The sequence below is a fragment of the Promicromonospora sp. NPDC110617 genome (assembly GCF_055598465.1).
Genome location: NZ_JBVKBM010000001.1, coordinates 1,115,979 through 1,136,752 on the forward strand (window position 1 = coordinate 1,115,979; position 20,774 = coordinate 1,136,752).

Below are 20,774 nucleotides of genomic sequence, written 5' to 3' on the forward strand. Positions count from 1 at the left end.
CCCTCAGCCCCCCTGTCCCGGGCCGGCGGGTGCGCCGCCGGACGCCCCGGCGAGGTACCGCTCGAGCTCGTCCGCGGCGCGCAGCGCGCCGCCGGCCTCCTCCTGGGCGTCCCGCTGCACGCCGGCCGCCGTCCGGAAGCGGGGTTCCCGGAGCAGCCGCTTGGCCAGGACGTACACGGACTCGGGGGTCGCGTCCTGGGTGCTGAGGGCGAGCCCCGCGCCGAGCTCGACCACCCGCCGGGCGACGAGCGGCTGATCGGCGCCCTGCGGCACCACGAGCGTCGGCACCCCGGCCAGCATCGCCTCGTTCACGCTGTTCATGCCGCCGTGGGTGACGAAGAGCGCGGCCTGGGCCAGCACCTGGAGCTGCGGCACCGACGGGCGGGCGAGCACGTTGGCCGGCAGCTCGCCCAGGTCGGCGGGGTCCGTGTGCCCGGTGGAGACCACGACGGTGCCGCCGAGCGGTGCCAGCGCGGTGGCGAAGGTGCGCAGCAGGTCCGGGCCGGCGTCGAACACCGTGCCCAGCGACGCGTACAGGACCGGGCTCTCGAGCCGGTCCGCCGCGAACGCCGGGTCCGGCAGCCGGGAGCCCACGCTCGCCCCGACGAACCGGAAGGACGGGTCGAAGGCGTCGGCGCCCGGCTGGAAGGCGCGGGACGTGAAGACGAGGTTCAGCGGCTCGCGCGCGTCCATCAGGTCGGTCAGCGGCAGGCCGCCGGTGTCGTAGCCACGGCGCAGGGCCCAGCGGGCCCCGGCGTAGTCGCGGGCGAGGCCGGGGTGCGCCGCGGCCGCGGCCAGCAGCTCCGGGGACAGACGGCCGGGGCTGGGCACCTGCCGGTTGAACGCGAACGTGGTGAACGTCGCGGCCGCGGGCACCCCGAGCTCGCGCGCGGCGACGGCGCCCCACGGGCAGGCCGCGCCGTGCACCACGAGGTCGGGCCGGGCGGCCCGGAGGTCGGCGAGCACGGAGGGCAGCAGGCCGACGGCGGCGTGCGCGAGCCCCGCCATCATGGCCAGCGGGATGGGCGGGTCCGGCAGGGGCAGGTCGCCGCCGGGGTACAGGTGCACCCGGGCGCCCGCGGCCTCGATCTGCGCCGCGAACGCGGGGGTGGTGTGGTAGGTCACCGTGTGGCCCCGGCGGACGAGCTCGGCCACGACCGGGAGCGTCGGGTTGACGTACCCGTGCATGCCGATGTTCAGGAAGGCGACGGTGCTCATCGGCCGCCTCCGGCTCGCCGTCCGGGGATGTCGCCGGGCGCCGCCTCGACGGGCTCGCGCCGGTACAGGCCCGGTCCGGTGATCACCAGCTCGTCGAGGAACCTGCTCGCCGAGAGCAGCGCGGCGTCGATCAGCCGGCGGGAGTGGCTGAAGTCCCACAGGGCGGGCCAGGCCACCACGCCCGTGGGCAGCACGACGGTCGGGATCTCCTGCGCCACCTCGCGCAGGTCGCGCTCGATCTGGTGGTGCATCATCAGCAGCCCGGCACGGGCGGCGACGGCCTGGGCGCGCCGCGGCGGGACCGTGGTGCCCAGCGGCAGCGCCTCCCGCCCGGTCACCACGACCACGACGCTCGCGGCCCCGGCCTCCCGGGCAGCGAGGACCGGGACGTGCGCCACGGCACCGCCGTCGACCAGCGTCTGCCCGTCCCGGACCACCGCGGGCAGGACGCCCGGGATGGCGGCGCTGGCCAGCAGCGCGGACTCCAGGTCGCCGTGCTCCAGGAGCACCTGCTCGCCGCTGGCCAGGTCGGTGGCGACGGCGATGAAGCGGACGGGCAGGTCCTCGATCCGGGGCGGGAGCCCCGCGCGCTTGATCAGCCGCCGCAGCCCGGCGTCGGCGAACAGGCCCGCCCGGAACGTGCGCAGGCCGAAGGGGAAGACCTCCCGGCGGCGCAGCCCCGTCCAGGTCAGGGCCAGCGACCGTGCGGCGCTGCCGGGGTGCGCGGCGGCCACCGCGCCGTTGAACGCGCCCACGGAGGTACCCACGATCAGGTCGGGCACGAACCCGTGCTGCTCCAGCGCGTAGCCGACGCCGACCTGCGTGGCCCCGTACACGCCGCCGCCGCCCACCACCGCGGCGACGGGGCGGGGGAGGCCGCGCAGGCCCCGGGGCGGATCGGCCGGCTCATCCGGTGCGAACCTCATGTCGGCGACTCCTTGCTGATCCGACGGGCGGCCCCGTCGACACACTCGTCCACCCCCTCGACCGCGGACCCCTCCAGTTTGTGACGACCCGGACCGCGCGGCCCGTCGGCAGTGTCGGTGAGCCCGCCTAGGCTTAGGGGCGATGACTTCCCTCTTCGACAGCCTCTCCCTGCCCGGCCTCGACCCGGCGGCGCCGGGTGACGAGGCGCGCCTGCCGCGCACCGCCCCGCGCTGGGACGACGCGCCGGACGCCGGCGACCCCGGTGAGGCGGCCGTGCCCGCGGAACCGGACTGGCTGGCGGGCCTACCGCACGAGTCCGAGGCGCCGCGCGCCCGCGGGGCCTACGCGCACCTCGACCCCGACGAGCTGCTGGACGGGCTCAACCCGCAGCAGCGGGCCGCCGTGGTGCACGAGGGCGGGCAGCTGCTCATCGTGGCCGGCGCCGGGTCGGGCAAGACGCGGGTGCTCACGCACCGCATCGCCTACCTGCTGGCCACGGGCCGGGCACGGGCGGGCGAGATCCTGGCGATCACGTTCACCAACAAGGCCGCGGCCGAGATGCGTGAGCGCGTCGAGGGCCTGGTGGGCCCGGCCGCGAACCGCATGTGGGTGTCCACGTTCCACTCGGCCTGCGTGCGCATCCTGCGCCGGGAGGCCACGACGCTCGGGCTGCGGTCGAGCTTCAGCATCTACGACGCCGCGGACAGCCAGCGCCTCATCACGCTGGTCACGCGCGAGCTCAACCTCGACCCGAAGAAGTACCCGGCGCGCGGGCTGTCGAACAAGATCAGCGACCTGAAGAACGAGCTGGTCGACCCCGAGACCTACGCCCGCCAGGCCGTGACGTACGCGGAGCAGGAGGCGCAGGCGGAGGCCGCGTCCGCCGCCGCGGGCGGCATCCGGCGGCCGTGGGGCGGGCAGTCGGCCGACGAGCGCAACACCACGACGCCGAAGTTCGACCAGGTCCTGGCCGACGTCTACACCCGCTACCAGGCGCGCCTGGCCCAGGCGAACGCCCTGGACTTCGACGACATCATCATGACCACGGTGAACCTGCTCCAGGCGTTCCCGAACGTCGCGGAGCACTACCGCCGCCGGTTCCGGCACATCATGGTGGACGAGTACCAGGACACCAACCACGCGCAGTACACCCTGGTCCGGGAGCTCGCGGGGGTGGGGGCGGACGACGACTCGGGTCTCGACCCGGCCGAGCTCACGGTGGTGGGCGACTCCGACCAGTCCATCTACGCGTTCCGCGGCGCCACGATCCGCAACATCCTGGAGTTCGAGAAGGACTACCCGGACGCCACCACGATCCTGCTGGAGCAGAACTACCGCTCCACGCAGAACATCCTGAGCGCCGCCAACGCGGTGATCTCCCGCAACGCCGGCCGCACGCCCAAGCGCCTGTGGACCGACTCGGGCGCCGGGGCCAAGATCGTGGGCTACGTTGCGGACGACGAGCACCAGGAGGCCCGGTTCGTCGCCGACGAGATCGACAAGCTCGGGGACAGCGACGACGTGCGCCCCGGCGACGTCGCGATCTTCTACCGCACCAACGCGCAGTCGCGTGCGCTGGAGGAGGTGCTCGTCCGCGTCGGCCTGCCGTACAAGGTGGTCGGCGGCACGCGGTTCTACGAGCGCCGCGAGGTCAAGGACGCCGTCGCGTACCTGCGCGCGCTGGCCAACGAGGACGACGACGTGAACCTGCGCCGCATCCTCAACGTGCCCAAGCGCGGGCTCGGCGACCGCGCGGAGTCGCTCGTGGCGTCGTTCGCGGAGCGCGAGCGCATCTCGTTCGGTGCCGCCCTGGAGCGGGCCGACGAGATCCCCGGCATGACCAACCGCTCGCTCAAGCCCCTGCTCGCCTTCCGCGACCTCATGCGCGAGCTGCGTGGCCTGGTCGACGACGGCGCGGCGCCGGCCGTCGTGCTCGGGGCGGTGCTCGACAAGACCGGCTACCTCGCCGAGCTGCGCGCGAGCGAGGACCCGCAGGACGAGGGGCGCGTCGAGAACCTGGCCGAGCTGCACGCGGTCGCCGTCGACTTCGGCGAGACCGACCCGGAGGGCTCGCTCGCGGACTTCCTGGAGCGGGTCTCGCTGGTCGCGGACAGCGACCAGATCCCCGACGAGGACGTGGCCGACGGCGCAGCGGAGGAGGCGCCCAAGGAGAACCAGGGCGTCGTCACGCTCATGACGCTGCACACCGCCAAGGGCCTGGAGTTCCCGGTCGTCTTCCTCACCGGCATGGAGGACGGCACGTTCCCGCACATGCGCTCGCTGCACGACGACACGGAGCTCGCCGAGGAGCGCCGCCTGGCCTACGTGGGCATCACGCGGGCGCGCGAGCGGCTGTACATCACGCGGTCGTCGGTGCGCGCGGCCTTCGGCATGGCCAACGAGTTCCCGGAGAGCCGGTTCCTGCAGGAGGTCCCCGAGGAGCTGTGGGACTGGCGGCGGCGCGAGTCGTCGACGGCCGCGATCCGTGCGGGCCGGGGCGGCTGGAGCGGCGGGTACGGGTCCGGCGGCTACGGCTCCGGCGTGCGCTCGGGTCCGGGCGGGCGCGGCCAGGGCTCGGGCTCCTCGTGGTCCTCGGGCCGGTCGGGGTCCTCACGCGGCGGCACCACGTCGTCGTCGGGCGGTGGGCAGGCCAACCCGTTCTCACCGCAGAAGAAGGCGGGCGCCGCGGGCGGGTTCGGCGGCATCAACGTGCAGAAGGACATCCCCAGCCTGGAGATCGGCGACCGCGTGACGCACGACTCCTACGGTCTGGGCACCGTCGTGGACGTCGAGGCCAACGCCGTGGTCAAGATCGACTTCGGCACCAACGGGACCAAGCGCATCGCGCTGAAGTACACGGCGGTCACGAAGCTCTGAGGCGGCCGGCCCGGGTCGCGTCGGCCCGGGCCAGTCGGCCCAGTCGGCCCGGCCGGCCCGGCCGGTCTCGCCGGTCTCGCCGGTCCAGTCTCTGCCCATCATCTCCTTTGAGGCCCGGGTTTCTTCGCTTTGACGAGGCTCAAAGCGAAGAAACCCGGGCCTCGAAGGGGACTGCCGGCGGAGCGGTCTTCACATTCCGGACTTTTTCGGTCCGCGGAGGTTCGGTACCGTCCGCTCATGGTCCTGACCGACGACGCCCGGCCCGGTCTGGTCGCCGGGACCGGCGCAGTCCCCGCAGCCCCGGCGGCCCACCCGGCCACCTCGGCCGACCCGGCCCACCCGGCCGGCCCGGCCGCGCTCCGGGAGCCCGGAGCGGGTCCGACGGCGGCGCACGGCCCTCGGATCCCCGGCCTCGACGGGCTGCGGGCCGTCGCCGTGGTCGCCGTCGTCGCGTTCCACCTGGCGCCCGCGTGGGTGCCGGGCGGGTTCCTGGGCGTGGACGTCTTCTTCGTGGTCAGCGGGTTTCTCATCACCACGCTGCTGCTGCGCGAGGTTGCGGGCACGAGCTGGATCCGGCTGCCCCGGTTCTGGGTGCGCCGGGCCCGCCGGCTGCTGCCCACCCTCGCGCTGGTGCTGGTCACGAGCATCCCGGTGGCGCGGCTGGTGGAGCCGGACCTCACGGTCGGCATCGGGCGCCAGCTCCTGGGCGCGGTGACGTTCAGCACCAACTGGGTGGAGATCGCCGCGGGCACCGACTACTTCGACGAGTCCCAGCCGGAGCTGCTGCGCATCCTGTGGTCGCTGGCCATCGAGGAGCAGTTCTACCTGGCCTGGCCGGTGCTGCTCGTGCTCCTGCTGATCACCGTGCGCTCGGCCGCCTGGCGGGTGCGGGTCGTGGTCGCGGGCGCGCTCGTGTCGGCGGCGGCCATGGCGCTCCTGCTCATGCCCGCGTACGGGACCGGCGTCGACCCCACCCGCGTCTACTACGGCACCGACACCCACGCGTTCGGCCTGCTCCTGGGGGCGGCGGTGACGTTGCGCTGGGCCAAGGCCGGCCCGGCGCTGTGGGGCGCGCGGGCCCGCGTTCTGCCGCCGCTCGCGCTGGCCGGGCTGGTCGCCCTGTTCCTGCTGCTGCGCAGCGACTCGCCGCTCACCTACCCGCTCGGGCTGCTGGCCGCCTCGCTGCTCGCTCTCGTCCTGGTGCAGGCGTGCGGCGCGGCCCGCGCCGAGCCCACGTGGTTCACCGCGGCGCTGGAGGCGCCGGCGCTGCGGTGGGTGGGGGAGCGGTCGTACGGGATCTACCTGTGGCACTGGCCGGTCGCCTGCATCGTCACGGCCGCGGTCGGGGCGCAACCCGGGACCGTGTGGTGGGGCGTCGGCACCGGCCTCACCGTGGCGCTGACCATCGTGCTCGCGGCGGCGTCGTACCGGTGGGTGGAGACGCCGGTGCGGCGGCTCGGCTTCCGGGGCGCGTTCCGGGCACTGCTCGGCGCGGTGCGCACCGCCGCCGTCGTGCCGAAGGCCGCCGTGGTGGTCGCGGTGCTCGCCCTGGTCGGGACGGGCGCGGCGGTCACGTCGGCCCCCGGCCGGACGGCGACCGAGCTCGCCATCGCCGCCGGGGTCCAGGCCGCGGCAGGGCAGGCCGCGGCGGCGCAGGCCGCCGCCGGGCGGGGCGCGGCCACCCCTGCGGCCGACGGCGCGGGCGCGCCCGCCCCGGCGTCGCGCGCCGGCGGGGCGGCGCCGGACCGCCTGCCCTTCGGGGCACGGCAGGGCGCCCAGGTCTCCGCCTTCGGCGACTCCGTGCTGGCGGCAGCCGCGCCCGCGATCCTCGCGCGCTACCCGCGGGCCCAGGTCGAGGGCGTGGTGAGCACGGACTGGCTCGACGCCGAGCGGATGATCCGCACGGCGAAGCGCGAGGGCCGCCTGCGCCAGACGGTGCTGCTGAACTTCGGCACCAACGCGGGCTTCCAGCTCGAGGGCTCGGCCGACGCCGCGCGGCACGTGCTCGACATGATCGGTCCCGACCGCCGTGTGGTGCTCGTCAACAGCGTCGGGATCAGCTACTGGGTCCCGGACGCGAACAAGACCCTCGACCAGGTCGCCGCGGGCCGCGAGAACGTCGCGGTCGCCGACTGGCACACGCTGGTCGACGAGCACCCCGGCCTGCTGCACGCCGACGCCACGCACCCGAACCTGGACGGCGTCGAGGCCTACACCGACCTGGTCGAGGAGTCGTTCGCGGCGCTGGAGTGACGCTGGAATGACGCCGGAGTGACGCAGGGGTGCGCCGGAATGACACGACTTGGCGCATCGTGCCCGCTTTAGGCCACTATGTGTCGCCATGAGGATCCTGGTCTCCGCGGGTCGCCTGTTCGTGGCGCACTGGCCCGCGCTCCTGACGCTCGGCCTGCTCGGCGTCGGCGTCCGGAACGGCGCGATGTGGGGCGCGGTCGAGCTGAGCCAGTGGAACTCGTTCGTGGCGCAACTCCTGCTGATCCTGAGCCCGCTCGGGTACCTCGTGCCGGTGGTCGGGATGCTGTGGGTGTGCCGGCACAGCCTGCCGAGCCTGGGCGGCGCCGACCTCGGCCGCCAGGAGCGCGCCGCGCAGGCGGCGATCCCCGGCATGCTGCCCACCCGCCGGGCCCCGATGATGCCGTCGGAGCGCCGCGAGCGGCGCCTCATCGACATCGCGCTGTCCGTGCTGGTGCCGTTCCTGGTGGTCTACGAGGTCGAGGGCCTCATGGACGCCGACCAGATGAGGTTCACCAACGAGGCGGCCGCCGACGAGCTGTTCAACGACCTGTTCAGCGCGGAGGGCGTCGACTTCATGTCCCGCCTCGGCGTCTGGTCCGGCTGGACCGTCGTCGCGATCGTGGCCGGGGCCTTCGTGCTGCGCTGGCTGCTCGGCCGGCTCGAGGGCAAGCTCCAGTTCCTCGGCATCGCGGTGCTCGGCGGCTGCCTCGAGATCTACTGGACCAGCCAGGTCGCCAAGCAGGTCGAGTCCATCGAGCTGGGGCTGTGGCAGATCGCTGCCGACCGGGAGCTCGTGGCGGCGGCCGTCGGCACCGTCGGCGCGGCCCAGGAGAGCGTGGGGGAGGCCGGCAACGACGCCGCGGCCTTCGTGGCCGACGGCTTCGTCACCGTCCTCGAGTCGCTCGACGTCGTCCTCGTCGCGCCCCTGGCCTGGCTCGCCATCGGCGCCGTGGTGCTGGGGCACAAGCTCATGGAGCCGCCGTCGAGCGAGCACCACTGGCTCGACCGTATGACCTGGATCCCCGCCGGGTTGCGGTCGCTCCTGGAGTCGCTCACCGAGGACCTGCGCGCCCGTTTCTCCGCCCTCTGGAACGGGCTGAAGATGATCGTGCACGGCGGCCTCGGCCCCATGCTGGTCTTCTGCCTCGGCTACCTCGTGGTCATGCGGGCCCCGCACGCCGTCGGCTGGCTCGTGCGGGCCGTCACCGGACCCGTCGAGACCAACGCCTGGCTCGCGTTCAGCCCGTTCGAGGCGGCCGCGGGGCTCGTGGTCTCCCTGGCGCTCGCCGCCGCGCTCATCGCGGCGACGGTCGAGGTGCTGGTCGAGCGCGGGCTCGCGGTCCGCGAGCTCGACGACGACGCCACCCCCGTGGCCGGGAACCGCGCGGTCCCGGCCCCGGTCCCCGCTACGGCAGCTCGACCGTGACGTAGTCCGGACCCCCGAGCGACAGCCGGGCCTCCGTGATCGTCGCGTCGGGGTCCACCAGCATGAACGAGCTGGCGTCCCACTCGGGCTGCTCGCTGACGAAGCCCTCGGCGTCGGGGGTGGCGCACGGCTTGTTGTTGCCGAGCAGGTCCGGCGTCGACTCGCCGTACCGCGTGCCGTCGTCGGCAACGAGGGCGATCTGGCACAGCGACAGGTCGGTCTGCGGCTCGGCCGCGAAGTGCACCCGCACCTCGTACGCGACCGAGCCCTCGGGGATCGCCACCGGCAGGCCGTAGGCCGGCTCGGGCAGCTCGTCCACCTGCTCCACGCCGGTCACCGTCGCGTCGATCTCGCGCACCACCCAGGTGTCCGCGCGCTCCGGCACCTCGAACCCCATGTCGAAGTACTCGTTCTCCAGGTGCGCCGTCTCGCCCACCGCGACCCGCTGGGACTCGTAGTGCAGGCCGTCCGGCCACCAGTAGGCCCACACCCGGAACGACGACGCCCCCGTGGCCACCGCGAGCGCGAGCGGCAGCAGCACCAGCCAGACGGCGTTGCGCCGCCACCAGCCCCGGGGCCGCCCTGCCCGCGGGACGTCGGGCGGCACGGAACCGGGCAGCAGGCCCGGCCGCAGGCTCGGCGCACCGTTCGGGTACGCGCCCTGACCGGGGCCCTCGGACGAACCCGGCCCCGGCACCGCCGGGGTCACCAGCGTCGTCATCCCGCACTCCCTCCCGCACTCGCCGTGGCGTAGCCCGGCGCCTCCGTCTGCACCGTGTCGGTGGCCGCCCACAGCTCCTTCGCCTGCTGGGTCGAGATACCCAGGTCGACGACGCCGGCGGCGTCCCGCCGCTGCTCGGCGTAGTCCTCGGTCTGACCGCCGCGCGCGAGCCGCACCGTCGCCCCCGCGAGCGCGTCCTGCGGCACGTCGAAGCAGTAGGTGACGCGCCACGCGTACCCCGGCTGGGCGTTGGCCGAGATCGAGCACTCGGCCTGGTCGGTGGGCCAGAACCGGCGGCCGTCGGCGTCGGTGATCTCGGCGCCCGTGAAGGCGGTCGCGCCCTGGGTGGCCCGCCAGGTCACGTCGACCACCACGAACGTCCCGTTCGCCAGGGCCGTCTCCGAGAAGCTCTCCAGCGTGTCGGCGACCCGCACGTCGGTCACCGTGAGGTCCGCGTAGGTCAGGTCGAGCGTCTCGCCGACCGCGCCCTCCACGAGGAACGGCGTCTCCACGACGGTCTCCTGCGGCACGGCGGTGACGAGCGCGCAGCCCGCGACCACCCCGCCGACGACCAGGGCCGAGCCCTGCCACGTGATCCGGCGCCGTCCGTGCCTCACGCCTGATCCTCCTCGGTGCTCATGCCCCGGTTGTCCTTGACCCGGATCGGACCCTCGAAGGCGACGTCCGTGGGCAGCCAGTACCCGTTGTCCAGGCTCAGCCGGCTCTCGTCGATCCAGGACAGCTCCAGCACCCGGAGCGGGATCTCCGTGTCCGTCCACTCACCGCTCTGCTCCCAGATCAGGGCGATCTGGTAGGTGACGCCGGGGTTGAGGATGCGGGTGCTGGTCGCGTCGTTGACGTTCAGGATGTTCGCGGACGGCAGCTCGGGCTCCTCGGCCTCGTCGCTGCCGGCGGACGGGTCGGCGCTCGGTTCGGCGCTCGGTTCGGCCGCCGGGTCCGTGGAGGTTGCGGCGGCGCCGTCGGCCCCGGGTTTGGTGCCCGTGCCCGGGTCGGTGTCCAGGTCCGTGTCGAGCCCGGCGAACGGATCCGCCGCCACGATGCCGACGCCTTCGGGGGCGGGGACGGCGCTGCCGAGCGTCGCGCTCAGCTCGGGCACGTCGCTGGTGTTCACGACGTCCGCCACCACGGCGAGCATGTGGTTCCCCGGCGCGGGCGCGAGGTAGCCGAGCTCGTCGGCCATCACGGCCCGCAGCACCGTGACGTCGAACGGGCCCACCTCGATCGCCGTTCCCGCCACGATCGGGTCGGCCTGCGCCTCGACCTTGTTCCACGCCCCGAACGGGGAGACGGCCACGAGCGCGGCGACGACGCCGGCGCCGACGCGCTGCATCGTCGACATGTCGTCGGCGACGGCCGAGACGACGCGGCGGCCGACCCGGAACGCGATGTCGGGGCCGCCGTTGCGGGCATGCTTCATGGCGCACGATCGTAGCGGTGCATCCCGGATCAACCGGGCGAAAGTCCACGGGCTCTCGAACGGCCGCCCGCTGGTCGAGCTTGTCGAGACCTGGGTCTCGACAAGCTCGACCAGCGATGGCACAAGCTCGACCGACGGCGGCGTCAGCGCAGGCCGAACGCCCTCGTCAGCGTCTGCGACACCGTGTTGCCGTCACTGTCCTCGACGGCCGTCCGCAGGGTCGCGAACTGCGCGCCCCGCGGCGCCGACAGCCGGGCCGACCAGGCGTCCGGACCGTGCGACTGCCGGTCCCGCGTCAGGTCGAGCCGCTTCCAGGTCGCCCCGTCGTCGTACGACACCTCGACCGCGGGCCGCCCGACCCGGGCGTCGATCCCGGGCAGGTGCGACGGCGTCACCGTCAGCCGGGCCGTGCGCGACGCCCGTCCCGCCAGGTCGGTGTCCACGCCGTAGTCGAGCTGGATCAGCGGCAGCGGCTCGACGGCGTCCGGCCCGCTCGCCTCCGACGTGAAGTCCCACTCGGTGTGCGTGTGCGTCGAGTACGGCCCCGCCCAGTCGGCGCGGTCGTTGTCGGCCACCACGCGGTACGGCAGCCGCTCGGCGGGCAGCCCGCCGCCTACGGGCAGGAACTCGGCGTTGCCCCACAGGAGCTCCGTGTCGCCCTGGTAGAGCGTTGCCCGGTTGCGGACGTCGAAGTTGCCGCCGCCCGTGGTGCCCACGTGCCCGCTGCCGGAGTCGCCCCAGCCCGGCACCGGCACGTACATCTGGTCCAGGTAGCGGATCGGCTGGGAGCCCAGCGCCGACATGCGCGGGCGCAGCACCGGCCCGAACCACGTCACGTCGCTGGTCGTGCGGGCCTTGTACTCCAGCACGTCGACGTTCGACTGCCCCATCTCGCCCGGGAGGAACGCGCTCTGCGTCCACGGCACACCGGCAGCGACCCAGTCCGTCCGCTCGCCCTGCGCGGTCGCGACGAGCTGGTTGCCCGCCGTCCAGCCGTGCCAGACGTCGAACCGGGCCTCCATCGCGGGACCCTGGCGGTAGTTGCGGAACGACATGTCCACCCGCGCCAGGTCAGCCGTGGCCGAGGTCCACGTGGGCCGGGCCGGCACGGCGCCCGTCCAGTGGTGCACCACGTCGTAGGCGTACTTCGTCGTCGGCTCGGACCGGACCGTGACCTCCGGCCGGTGCCGGTCCAGCGACCGCAGCAGCTCCGCGCCCTGCCCGGACGTGAGGGTCGCGACCGTGAGCGGCGCGGGCTCGCCCGGGATCCACGGCGACTCGTCCCACGGCGCCAGCCGCCCGGCGCCGTCGTGCACCACGAGCAGCAGCCGCGCCCCGGCGTCGGCCGCGGCCTGCGCCAGCGCCGCGATCTCGTCGGTGTCGGCGGCAGGCACGACGACGGCGGTGTCCTTCAGGCCGTGCCCGCTCCCGTGCCGTGCCAGGTCGGACAGGTCCGACAGGCCCTCGGCCTCGACCACCCGCAGCGTGCGCTTCCCCGCCGGCAGCGGCGTCGCACCCCGCTTGACCCGCAGGTCGTCCAGGCCGTCGAACCCGCCGCGGCCCTTCTCCACCGTGAGGGCCGGCTGCTCCAGACGGAACTGCGCTCCGAACTCGAACAGGCCCTCGGTGACCTTCTTCCCCGTGGGCAGCGCCCACAGGCTGTCGTACTCGCCCGGCGGGAACATGGAGCTCGCCGTGTAGCCACCGTTCGGGAACTGCCGGATCACGTCCAGGCGCATCGACGCCGGGTCCGTGTCCTGCGGCACCTCGGCCTGCACCTGGACCGCCTTGCGGGCGTCCAGCACGACCGACCGGTCCTGGCTCAGGTCCACGTCCACGAAGCTCAGCAGCGCCGTGCCGAGCGAGCCCGGCCCATTCGCGCCCTCCACGTCGACCGACAGCCAGCCGCTGTAGCTGCCCACGGGCATCCGCAGCACGGCCGTGCCGTTCTCGTCCAGGTCCGCCCCGGCGAAGATCTCGTCCGACGTCACCAGCACCTTGCCCACCGCGGGGCGACCGTCGTCGCCGGTCACCGTGAGCGTCAGCTTCTGGCGCTGCCCCTCGCGGGTCGCGCCCGTCAGGGTGCGGGCCCGCACGGCCCCGGCGTCGTCCGTCGCCACGACCGTGGCGCTCAGGTCGACCTCCGCCGGCAGCAGCGAGAGGTCGGCGGTGAGGTCCACCGACGCCGTGCCCTGCGCGGGCACCGTCACCGTGTCGTCCGACAGCGTGAGGAAGCCCGCCGGGACCGCACCGTCGACCGCGAGGTGCAGGTCGACCGGGGTGTCACCCAGGTTCGTGTACGTGATCGGCTTCGACGCCGGCTCGTCCGTGCCGTCGCCGAACGCGTGGAAGCCGAAGCCGGCGCTCGCGGTGCCGAACACCGTCGCGGCCACGGCCGCGGGCGCGTCGAGGCGGCCACTGCCGGCCTCGTAGGGGGTGTAGGCGGGGGTCGGCACGGCCGTGCTGACGATCGCCTCCTTGATCTGCTCCGCCGTCCAGTCGGGGTGGGCCGCCGCGACGAGCGCCGCGGTGCCCGCCACGTGCGGGGTCGCCATCGAGGTGCCGCTCATCGTCGTGTACATCCCGGAACCGCGCACGAGCTGCGAGCGGGCCGCGAGCACGTCGACGCCGGGCGCGGTGATCTCCGGCTTGACCCCGCCGTCGACCGCAGGGCCGGTGCTGGAGAAGTCGGCCAGGGTGTCGGTCGCGTCGACGGCGCCCACGGCGAGGGCCGAGTCCGCCAGGGCGGGCGAGCTGATGGTGCGCGGGCCGCCGTTGCCTGCGGCGGTCACGAACAGCGCGCCCGTCTCGGCGGTGAGCTCGTCCAGGGCGGTCGCCATCGGGTCGTCGGCCCCGGCGGGGTCGCCGCCGAGGCTCATGCTGACGATGCGGGCGTCCTGGTCGCGCGCGGCCCACTCCATGCCCGCGATGATCCACGACTCCATGCCGCGGCCGTTGCTGTCGAGCACCCGGCCGACGTGCAGCCGCGCGCCGGGGGCGACGCCCCGCTCCAGCCCGTCGGAGGCCGCGCCGGTGCCGGCGATCGTCGAGGCGACGTGCGTGCCGTGCCCCTGGTAGTCCTCGACGTAGTCCTCGGTCTCGACGAAGTTGGCCGCCTCGGCGACCTGGTCCGCCAGGTCGGGGTGCGTCGTGTCGATGCCCGTGTCGAGCACGGCGACGTCCACGCCCTCGCCCGTGTTGCCGTCGGCCCAGACGTCGGGCGCGCCGATCTGGGCGGTCGACTCGGCGAGGTCGGCGGTGACCGGGCCGTCGAGCCAGATCTTCTCGATGCCGCCGGCGAACGCGGGGGCGCCGTCGGTGGTGCGGGCGGCGTCGCGAGCTCGGGCCGTCGCCGAGCCCGCCGTCAGGTCGGCCCAGAAGGCAGCGGCCTCGTCGCGGTCCTGCGTCACGGCGGCGCCGTCCACGCTGGGCAGCGCGCGCACGACGTCGGACCCGTCGAGCGGCGTGGTGCCGCGCGACCGGGCCGCGCCGTCCGTGTAGCGGACGATCAGCGGCAGCGTGTCCGTGCTCGCGTCGTCGTAGCCGTTCGCAAGGAGCTGCGTGACGTCGAACAGACGGTCGTCGAGGGTGCCGGCCGTCACGTAGGGCAGGGCGGCGTCCGGGTAGACGAACGTGCTGCCGTCGCGCTCGGTGCGGTGGAAGGACGACGTCGTCCCGCCGGGGCCGGTGACGTTGGTGACGCTCGTGCCGTCCGCCGCCGTGGTGATGGTGACCGTGTCACCGGTAATCAGGGTGACGCTGCGCGCTCCCGCCGCCGATGGCGGGAGCACGGCGGCGGTGCCGCCCGGTGGGACCGGGCCGGCGGGGCTCGCGGGGGCCGCGGCGGACGCCGTCGCGGACCCGACGGCCAGGGCCGCGGCCACGCCGGCGGCGACGAACGCCCCGGCGCGGGTGGAGATGGTGAACACAGGTGTCCCTTTCGACAGTGGTGTGCCCATTTCCTAACCCCCGGACGCGGGGCGCTGGGTTTCCCCCGTGTAACGGCATCGCCATTTCCTGGCCAACTCCGGACAGATGGCAGGTAACGGCCACGCCCCGCGCCCCGGAAGGGGACGCGGGGCGTGCTGTCGACGTCGCGGCTACGCCGCCCGGCCCGAGCCCTCCGCGAGGTGCCGGACCCGGTCGAGGTCCGTGCCGGCGTCAGCCAGGAGCGTGCGGGCGGGGGACTCTCCCCGCGTGAGACCGAGCAGGAGGTGCCCGCCGTGGATCTCCTTGGAGCCCAGGCGGATCGCCTCGCGGAGCGCGAGCTCCAGCGACTTCTTGGCGTCCGGGGTGAACGGGATGTGCTTGCGCCGCCCGCGCAGGGTGCGCCCGGCGCGGGCCAGTGCCCCCTCGCCGAAGGTGGCCTCGGTGCGCCGCGTCACCTCGTCCAGGTCGATGCCGACGGCGGCCAGCGCGGCCGGGTCGAGCGCGTCGCCCGCCTCGATCCGGGCCCGGGCGCTCTCGACCAAGGCGGCGGTGTCCACCCCGCCGTCCGCCAGGGCGCTGCGGGCCGGGCCGGCGCTCTCGGCGAGGGCGACGAGCAGGTGGCGGCTGTCGATCTGGTCGCTGTGCGCGTCGCGGGCGACCTGCTGGGCGTCGACGACGGCGGAGCGGGCGTCCTTCGTGAACCTCTCGAACATCAGATCCTCCTGTTGTGCTTCTTGTGCACGGCCTGCCGGGTGACGCCGAGGGCGTCGGCGATCTCCTGCCACGACCAGCCGAGGCGCCGCGCACGCTCCACCTGGAGCGTCTCGAGACGGTCGGCCAGCTCGCGCATGGCCTTCACGGCGCGCAGCCCCTCGGCGGGATCGTCCCCGGCGGCGGATGCGGCGAGTGCTTGCTGGGTCATGTGTCAACTATGGTTGACAGCGATCGGATCTGTCAACCCTGGTTGACACCCCCTCTCGGTGTCAGACGGACAGATCCCTCCGGTGATCCGTGCGTCTGACACGTCGTTCCCGAGAGATGCGCCACATGTGCGACAACTGCGCCGATGAGCCGCGGAAAACCGCCGCTTCGTTCGGAACCACAAGCGATCCAGGGCTACCCTGTACGGGGATGTCTTGACGTCGAGACATCGCCTCAGCCGGGCTCCGGGCGCCTACGACGTCCGAGGGCCGCATCCCGATGGAAGGACGCAGCAGGGTGGACCTGTTCGAATACCAGGCGCGCGACATCTTCGAGAAGCACGGCGTGCCCGTGCTGGGCGGGGTCGTCGCGACCACCGTCGAAGAGGCTCGCGAGGGCGCCGAGAAGCTGGGCGGCGGAACCGTCGTCGTGAAGGCCCAGGTCAAGACCGGTGGCCGCGGCAAGGCGGGCGGCGTCAAGCTGGCTCACTCGCCCGCGGAGGCGGCCGAGAAGGCCGGCGAGATCCTCGGCATGGACATCAAGGGCCACACGGTGCACCGCGTGATGATCGCCCAGGGCGCCAAGATCGCCGAGGAGTTCTACTTCTCCGTGCTCCTGGACCGGTCCAACCGCAACTACCTCGCCATGTGCTCCGTCGAGGGCGGCATGGAGATCGAGCAGCTCGCCGTCGAGCGGCCCGAGGCGCTCGCGCGCATCGCCGTCGACCCGGCCGTCGGCATCGACGAGGCTAAGGCCGCCGAGATCGTGGACGCCGCCGGCTTCGCCGACGACATCAAGGGCAAGGTCGCCGAGGTCATCCAGGGCCTGTGGACCGTGTTCAAGGCCGAGGACGCCACGCTGGTCGAGGTGAACCCGCTGGTCAAGACGGAGGACGGCGAGATCGTCGCCCTCGACGGCAAGGTCACGCTCGACGAGAACGCCGGCTTCCGCCACGCGGACCACGCCGAGCTCGAGGACTCCGCCGCGGCCGACCCGCTGGAGGCGAAGGCCAAGGAGAACGACCTCAACTACGTCAAGCTCGACGGCGAGGTCGGCATCATCGGCAACGGCGCGGGCCTGGTCATGTCCACCCTCGACGTCGTCGCCTACGCCGGCGAGAAGCACGGCGGCGTCAAGCCCGCCAACTTCCTCGACATCGGCGGCGGTGCCAACGCGCAGGTCATGGCGAACGGCCTCGACGTGATCCTGAACGACGAGCAGGTCAAGTCGGTGTTCGTGAACGTCTTCGGCGGCATCACCGCCTGCGACGAGGTCGCCAACGGCATCGTGGGCGCGCTCGACATCCTCGGCGACGAGGCCTCCAAGCCGCTGGTCGTCCGCCTCGACGGCAACAACGTCGAGCTGGGCCGCCAGATCCTGAACGAGCGCAACCACCCGCTCGTCACCCTCGCCGACACCATGGACGGTGGCGCCGACCTCGCCGCCGCCAAGGCTGCCGCCGCCTGATCGCCCGCTGAAGACTTCGAAAGCAGAGACAAGAAGACAATGTCGATCTACCTGAACCAGGACTCGAAGATCATCGTCCAGGGCATCACGGGCGGCATGGGTGCCAAGCACACCGCCCTGATGCTGGACTCCGGCGCGCAGATCGTCGGCGGCGTGAACGCCCGCAAGGCCGGCACCACGGTGACCCACAAGGACGCCGCGGGCGCCGACGTCACCCTCCCGGTGTTCGGCACCGTCAAGGAGGCCATGGCCGAGACCGGCGCGGACGTCTCCGTCGTCTTCGTGCCGCCGGCCTTCACGAAGGACGCCGCCATCGAGGCCATCGACGCGGGCATCGGCCTGCTGGTGGTCATCACCGAGGGCGTGCCGGTGCAGGACACCGCCGAGGTGTGGTCGTACCTGCAGGGCAAGGAGACCCGGATGATCGGGCCGAACTGCCCCGGCATCATCACCCCGGGCGAGTCGCTCGCCGGCATCACCCCGCACACCATCACGGGCAAGGGCCCCATCGGCCTCGTGTCGAAGTCGGGCACGCTGACCTACCAGATGATGTACGAGCTGAAGGACTTCGGCTTCTCGACCGCCATCGGCATCGGCGGCGACCCGATCGTCGGCACCACGCACATCGACGCGCTCGAGGCCTTCGAGAACGACCCGGAGACCAAGGCGATCGTGATGATCGGCGAGATCGGCGGCGACGCCGAGGAGCGTGCCGCCGAGTACATCAAGGCGCACGTCACCAAGCCGGTCGTCGGCTACGTCGCGGGCTTCACCGCCCCCGAGGGCAAGACGATGGGCCACGCCGGCGCGATCGTGTCCGGCTCGGCCGGCACCGCGGCCGCCAAGAAGGAGGCCCTCGAGGCCGTCGGCGTGAAGGTCGGCAAGACGCCGTCCGAGACCGCCGACCTCATGCGGGAGATCCTGCAGGGGCTCTGACCCTGATCGACGACGGCGGTTCCCTCGCACGGGGGAGCCGCCGTCGTCGTCACATCCCCTGGGGAGTCTTCGGCACCGGGGTGATCGGACTCGTCGCGCTGGGGGTGGCCGGGCCCGTCCTTCTGCAGCGGCCACGGGCTGCTTCGCAAAGCGGGCGTTCCTACACCAGATCCCCCGGCGAACTCCATACCCGGCCGTAATATCTCCCGAAGTTCACCCGGGCCACGCCGAGGCAGGTCCCGGGGGAGAGGCCCGGGCGCGGGTGAAGATTGCCGGGTGAGCGCACCACCCCGCCCGAGCACGGCCAGCCGCACCTCCGGCGCCCGTACCTCCGGCGCCCGCACGACCCGCCCGGCCGGCAACCGCCCGGCGGCCCGCCGCGGCCGCCTGGTCGAGCAGTCGCCCGCCCCCGAGCAGCGGTCGTTCGCGCTCTCCCACGTCGTGGTCGGCGTGCTCTCGGCGGCCCAGGCCCTCGTCCTGTCCCTCGCCGTCGTGGTGCTCCCGGCGGTGGTCGCCTACCTCGTGGGCGCGGCCACGCTCGACTCCACGACGGACGCCCCGGGCGACGGCGGCCAGGTCCGCTCCGCCATCGACGTCGCCACCGGGCTCTGGCTGCTGGGGCACGGCGTCGCGCTGACCGCCGACGACGTGACCGTCACCCTCGCGCCGCTCGGCATCGCGGCCCTGGCGCTGTTCGCCACGTACGCCTCGGCCAAGCGGTTCGCCGCGACCTCGGTCCCCGCCTGGGCGGCCGGCACCGTCACCTACGGCCTGTGCACGACGGCGGTCGCCGCCCTCGCGGGCAGCGCCCCGGGCTGGTCGCTCGCCCTGGCGCTGCCGGCCGGCCTGGTCATGGGCGGGCTGGGCATGGCGCTGGGCATCCTGGCGCGACCGGACGCGCCGGCTCCGGCCGAGCTCGGCGAGCGGGCCGAGGAGCTGGCCCGGCGGCTCACCGGCTTCGACCTGGTCCCCGCCACGCTGCGTCTCGGGCTGCGGGGCGGCGCGGTGGTGGTCGCGCTGCTGACGGGCGCGGCCGCGCTCCTGGTCGCGGCGTGGGCAGTCGCGGGCCGGGCCACGTCGTCGGACATCGTCACCGCCCTCGAACCGGGCTGGACCGGCGGGATCGTGTTCGCCGTGGCGCAGCTCGCGCTGCTGCCCAACCTGCTGCTGTGGGCGGTCGCCTGGGTCGCGGGGCCGGGCTTCGCCGTCGGCGAGGGGACGAGCTTCACGGTGTTCGGCACGGTCTCCGGGCCGCTGCCCGCCGTGCCGCTGCTCGGGGCGCTGCCGGGGGAGGACTGGGCCAACCCGGTCAGTGCCTGGGCGCCCCTGCTCGTGGTCGCGTGCGGCGTCGTGGCGGCACTGTTCGTGTGGCGCCGGCTGGAGCCGACGCTGGTGCGGTGGGCCGACGTCGGCTGGGTGCTCGGCGGGATCGTGCTCGTGCCCGGGGTGTTCGTGCTGCTGGGACAGCTTGCTGCCGCGGGCGCCGTCGGGCCGGGGCGGCTGTCCCAGATCGGGGCCGACCCGCTCGTGACCGCAGGCCTTGTGGCCGCCGAGGTCGGCGGGGGAGCGGCGGCCGTGCTGCTGGGCGCCAAGCTGGACGTGGTGGCGCGGCGCGGCGCGATCGGGGAGGACCTCGTGGCGTGGCTGCGGCGTCCGGCGCCGGTGGGCGGGGACCGGGACGACACGCCGGGCGGGGAAGCGCGCGATCTCGCGGCGGAGCTCGGGCTGGGCGACGCGCCGGGCCGGGGCGACGAGGCAGGCGCGCCCGAAGAGGGCGCTGCGCCGTCCGACGAGGAGCCGGGCGCGCACGAGGCGGGCCCGGGCCCGTCCGGGGACTGGGCGCGCACCGCGGCGTACGCCGTCTCGGACCCCGAGCCGGAGGTGGAATCCGATGCCGAGCCGGCGGCCGGTGCGGCCGGTCCGGCTGACGGTGCCGAGGCTCGCGGGGCGGGCCCGGGAAAGTAGGCTGGGGCCCGTGCAGACGCCCTCCGGTCACCCCGTCGAGTCCACATCCGCCAAGCGCCTGGTGGTGCTCGCCTCGGGCGGCGGCTCCAACCTCGCGGCGCTGCTCGCCGCGCACGACGACGCCGCCTACGGCGCGCGCGTGGTCGGCCTCGTCACGGACCGGCCGACGGCGGGCGCGCTCGACCTGGCCCGGGACGCCGGGGTCGCCTCCGCCGTCGTCGCGCTGAAGGACTTCGACGACCGCGCGGCCTGGAACGACGGCGTGCTGGAGGCCATCTCGGTGTTCCAGCCCGACTACGTGATCCTGGCGGGCTTCATGCGGATCCTGGCGCCCGGCGTCGTCCGCAAGTTCGAGGGCCGGATGATCAACACGCACCCGGCCCTGCTGCCCGCCTTCCCGGGCGCGCACGGCGTGCGCGACGCGCTCGCCCACGGTGTGAAGGTCACCGGCTGCACGGTGCACGTGGTCGACGACGGCGTGGACACCGGCCCGATCCTCGCCCAGACGGCCGTCCCGGTGCTCGACTCCGACGACGAGCCCACGCTGACCGAGCGGATCAAGGTCGCCGAGCGCGCGCTGCTGGTCGAGACGGTGGGCCGCCTGGCCCGCGAGGGCGTCCACGTCGCGGGCCGCAAGGCGTCGATCGGCCGCTGACACCCCTGATCGCCCGCTGACACCCCTGATCGCTGATCAC

15 protein-coding genes are annotated in these 20,774 nt (G+C 74.0%); 7 read left to right on the forward strand and 8 right to left on the reverse strand.

Annotated features, from left to right (window positions below; genetic code table 11):
• Nucleotides 1-3: 3 nt before the first annotated feature.
• Complete coding sequence (locus ACZ7LE_RS04840; RefSeq protein ID WP_470402186.1) at nucleotides 4-1,218, reverse strand: macrolide family glycosyltransferase; 1,215 nt, start codon at nucleotides 1,216-1,218, stop codon at nucleotides 4-6.
• The gene (locus ACZ7LE_RS04845; RefSeq protein WP_470402187.1) at nucleotides 1,215-2,144 is read right to left on the reverse strand and encodes a patatin-like phospholipase family protein; all 930 of its coding nucleotides are present in this window, start codon (nucleotides 2,142-2,144) and stop codon (nucleotides 1,215-1,217) included. The genes ACZ7LE_RS04840 and ACZ7LE_RS04845 overlap by 4 nt, the downstream gene beginning before the upstream one ends.
• A 142-nt stretch (nucleotides 2,145-2,286) precedes the next feature.
• Between ACZ7LE_RS04845 and ACZ7LE_RS04850 the strand changes: the two genes are divergently transcribed.
• The 3 genes from ACZ7LE_RS04850 (at nucleotide 2,287) to ACZ7LE_RS04860 (ending at nucleotide 8,701) form a co-directional block, all read left to right on the forward strand.
• Nucleotides 2,287-5,022, forward strand: a complete 2,736-nt coding sequence (locus tag ACZ7LE_RS04850; protein ID WP_470402188.1) for a UvrD-helicase domain-containing protein — start codon at nucleotides 2,287-2,289, stop codon at nucleotides 5,020-5,022.
• A gap of 237 nt (nucleotides 5,023-5,259) precedes the next feature.
• Entirely contained in the window at nucleotides 5,260-7,275 is a 2,016-nt protein-coding gene (locus ACZ7LE_RS04855; protein ID WP_470402189.1) for an acyltransferase family protein, read from the forward strand.
• Nucleotides 7,276-7,363: 88 nt separating this feature from the next.
• Nucleotides 7,364-8,701 (forward strand): hypothetical protein, encoded by a 1,338-nt coding sequence (locus ACZ7LE_RS04860; RefSeq protein ID WP_470402190.1) that lies wholly within the window; start codon nucleotides 7,364-7,366, stop codon nucleotides 8,699-8,701.
• Here ACZ7LE_RS04860 and ACZ7LE_RS04865 read toward each other — a convergent pair.
• The 6 genes from ACZ7LE_RS04865 to ACZ7LE_RS04890 form a co-directional block, all read right to left on the reverse strand.
• Nucleotides 8,682-9,422 carry a hypothetical protein gene (locus tag ACZ7LE_RS04865; RefSeq protein WP_470402191.1) on the reverse strand — a complete coding sequence of 247 codons (741 nt, stop codon included), beginning with the start codon at nucleotides 9,420-9,422 and terminating at the stop codon, nucleotides 8,682-8,684. The two genes, ACZ7LE_RS04860 and ACZ7LE_RS04865, sit on opposite strands and share 20 nt — an antisense overlap.
• Nucleotides 9,419-10,039, reverse strand: a complete 621-nt coding sequence (locus ACZ7LE_RS04870; protein WP_470402192.1) for a hypothetical protein — start codon at nucleotides 10,037-10,039, stop codon at nucleotides 9,419-9,421. The genes ACZ7LE_RS04865 and ACZ7LE_RS04870 overlap by 4 nt, the downstream gene beginning before the upstream one ends.
• On the reverse strand, nucleotides 10,036-10,860 hold the full coding sequence (locus tag ACZ7LE_RS04875) for a hypothetical protein (protein WP_470402193.1): 825 nt from the start codon (nucleotides 10,858-10,860) through the stop codon (nucleotides 10,036-10,038). Before ACZ7LE_RS04875 ends, ACZ7LE_RS04870 begins: the two co-directional genes overlap by 4 nt.
• A 143-nt stretch (nucleotides 10,861-11,003) precedes the next feature.
• A complete protein-coding gene (locus ACZ7LE_RS04880; protein ID WP_470402194.1) occupies nucleotides 11,004-14,789 on the reverse strand; it encodes a S8 family peptidase in 3,786 nt (1,261 codons plus the stop codon).
• Nucleotides 14,790-14,960: 171 nt separating this feature from the next.
• The gene (locus ACZ7LE_RS04885; RefSeq protein ID WP_470402195.1) at nucleotides 14,961-15,503 is read right to left on the reverse strand and encodes a Clp protease N-terminal domain-containing protein; all 543 of its coding nucleotides are present in this window, start codon (nucleotides 15,501-15,503) and stop codon (nucleotides 14,961-14,963) included.
• Nucleotides 15,503-15,712, reverse strand: coding sequence for a helix-turn-helix domain-containing protein (locus ACZ7LE_RS04890; RefSeq protein WP_020016262.1), 210 nt, complete (start codon nucleotides 15,710-15,712; stop codon nucleotides 15,503-15,505). The genes ACZ7LE_RS04885 and ACZ7LE_RS04890 overlap by 1 nt, the downstream gene beginning before the upstream one ends.
• A 296-nt stretch (nucleotides 15,713-16,008) precedes the next feature.
• Between ACZ7LE_RS04890 and sucC the strand changes: the two genes are divergently transcribed.
• From sucC to purN, 4 genes are all read left to right on the forward strand, one after another.
• Complete coding sequence (gene sucC, locus ACZ7LE_RS04895) at nucleotides 16,009-17,178, forward strand: ADP-forming succinate--CoA ligase subunit beta (RefSeq protein ID WP_470402196.1); 1,170 nt, start codon at nucleotides 16,009-16,011, stop codon at nucleotides 17,176-17,178.
• Nucleotides 17,179-17,217: 39 nt separating this feature from the next.
• On the forward strand, nucleotides 17,218-18,114 hold the full coding sequence (gene sucD, locus ACZ7LE_RS04900) for a succinate--CoA ligase subunit alpha (protein WP_470402197.1): 897 nt from the start codon (nucleotides 17,218-17,220) through the stop codon (nucleotides 18,112-18,114).
• A 276-nt stretch (nucleotides 18,115-18,390) separates the two neighbouring features.
• Nucleotides 18,391-20,079, forward strand: coding sequence for a cell division protein PerM (locus ACZ7LE_RS04905; protein WP_470402198.1), 1,689 nt, complete (start codon nucleotides 18,391-18,393; stop codon nucleotides 20,077-20,079).
• Between the two features lie 10 nt (nucleotides 20,080-20,089).
• Complete coding sequence (gene purN, locus ACZ7LE_RS04910; RefSeq protein WP_470402199.1) at nucleotides 20,090-20,734, forward strand: phosphoribosylglycinamide formyltransferase; 645 nt, start codon at nucleotides 20,090-20,092, stop codon at nucleotides 20,732-20,734.
• Nucleotides 20,735-20,774 lie beyond the last annotated feature (40 nt).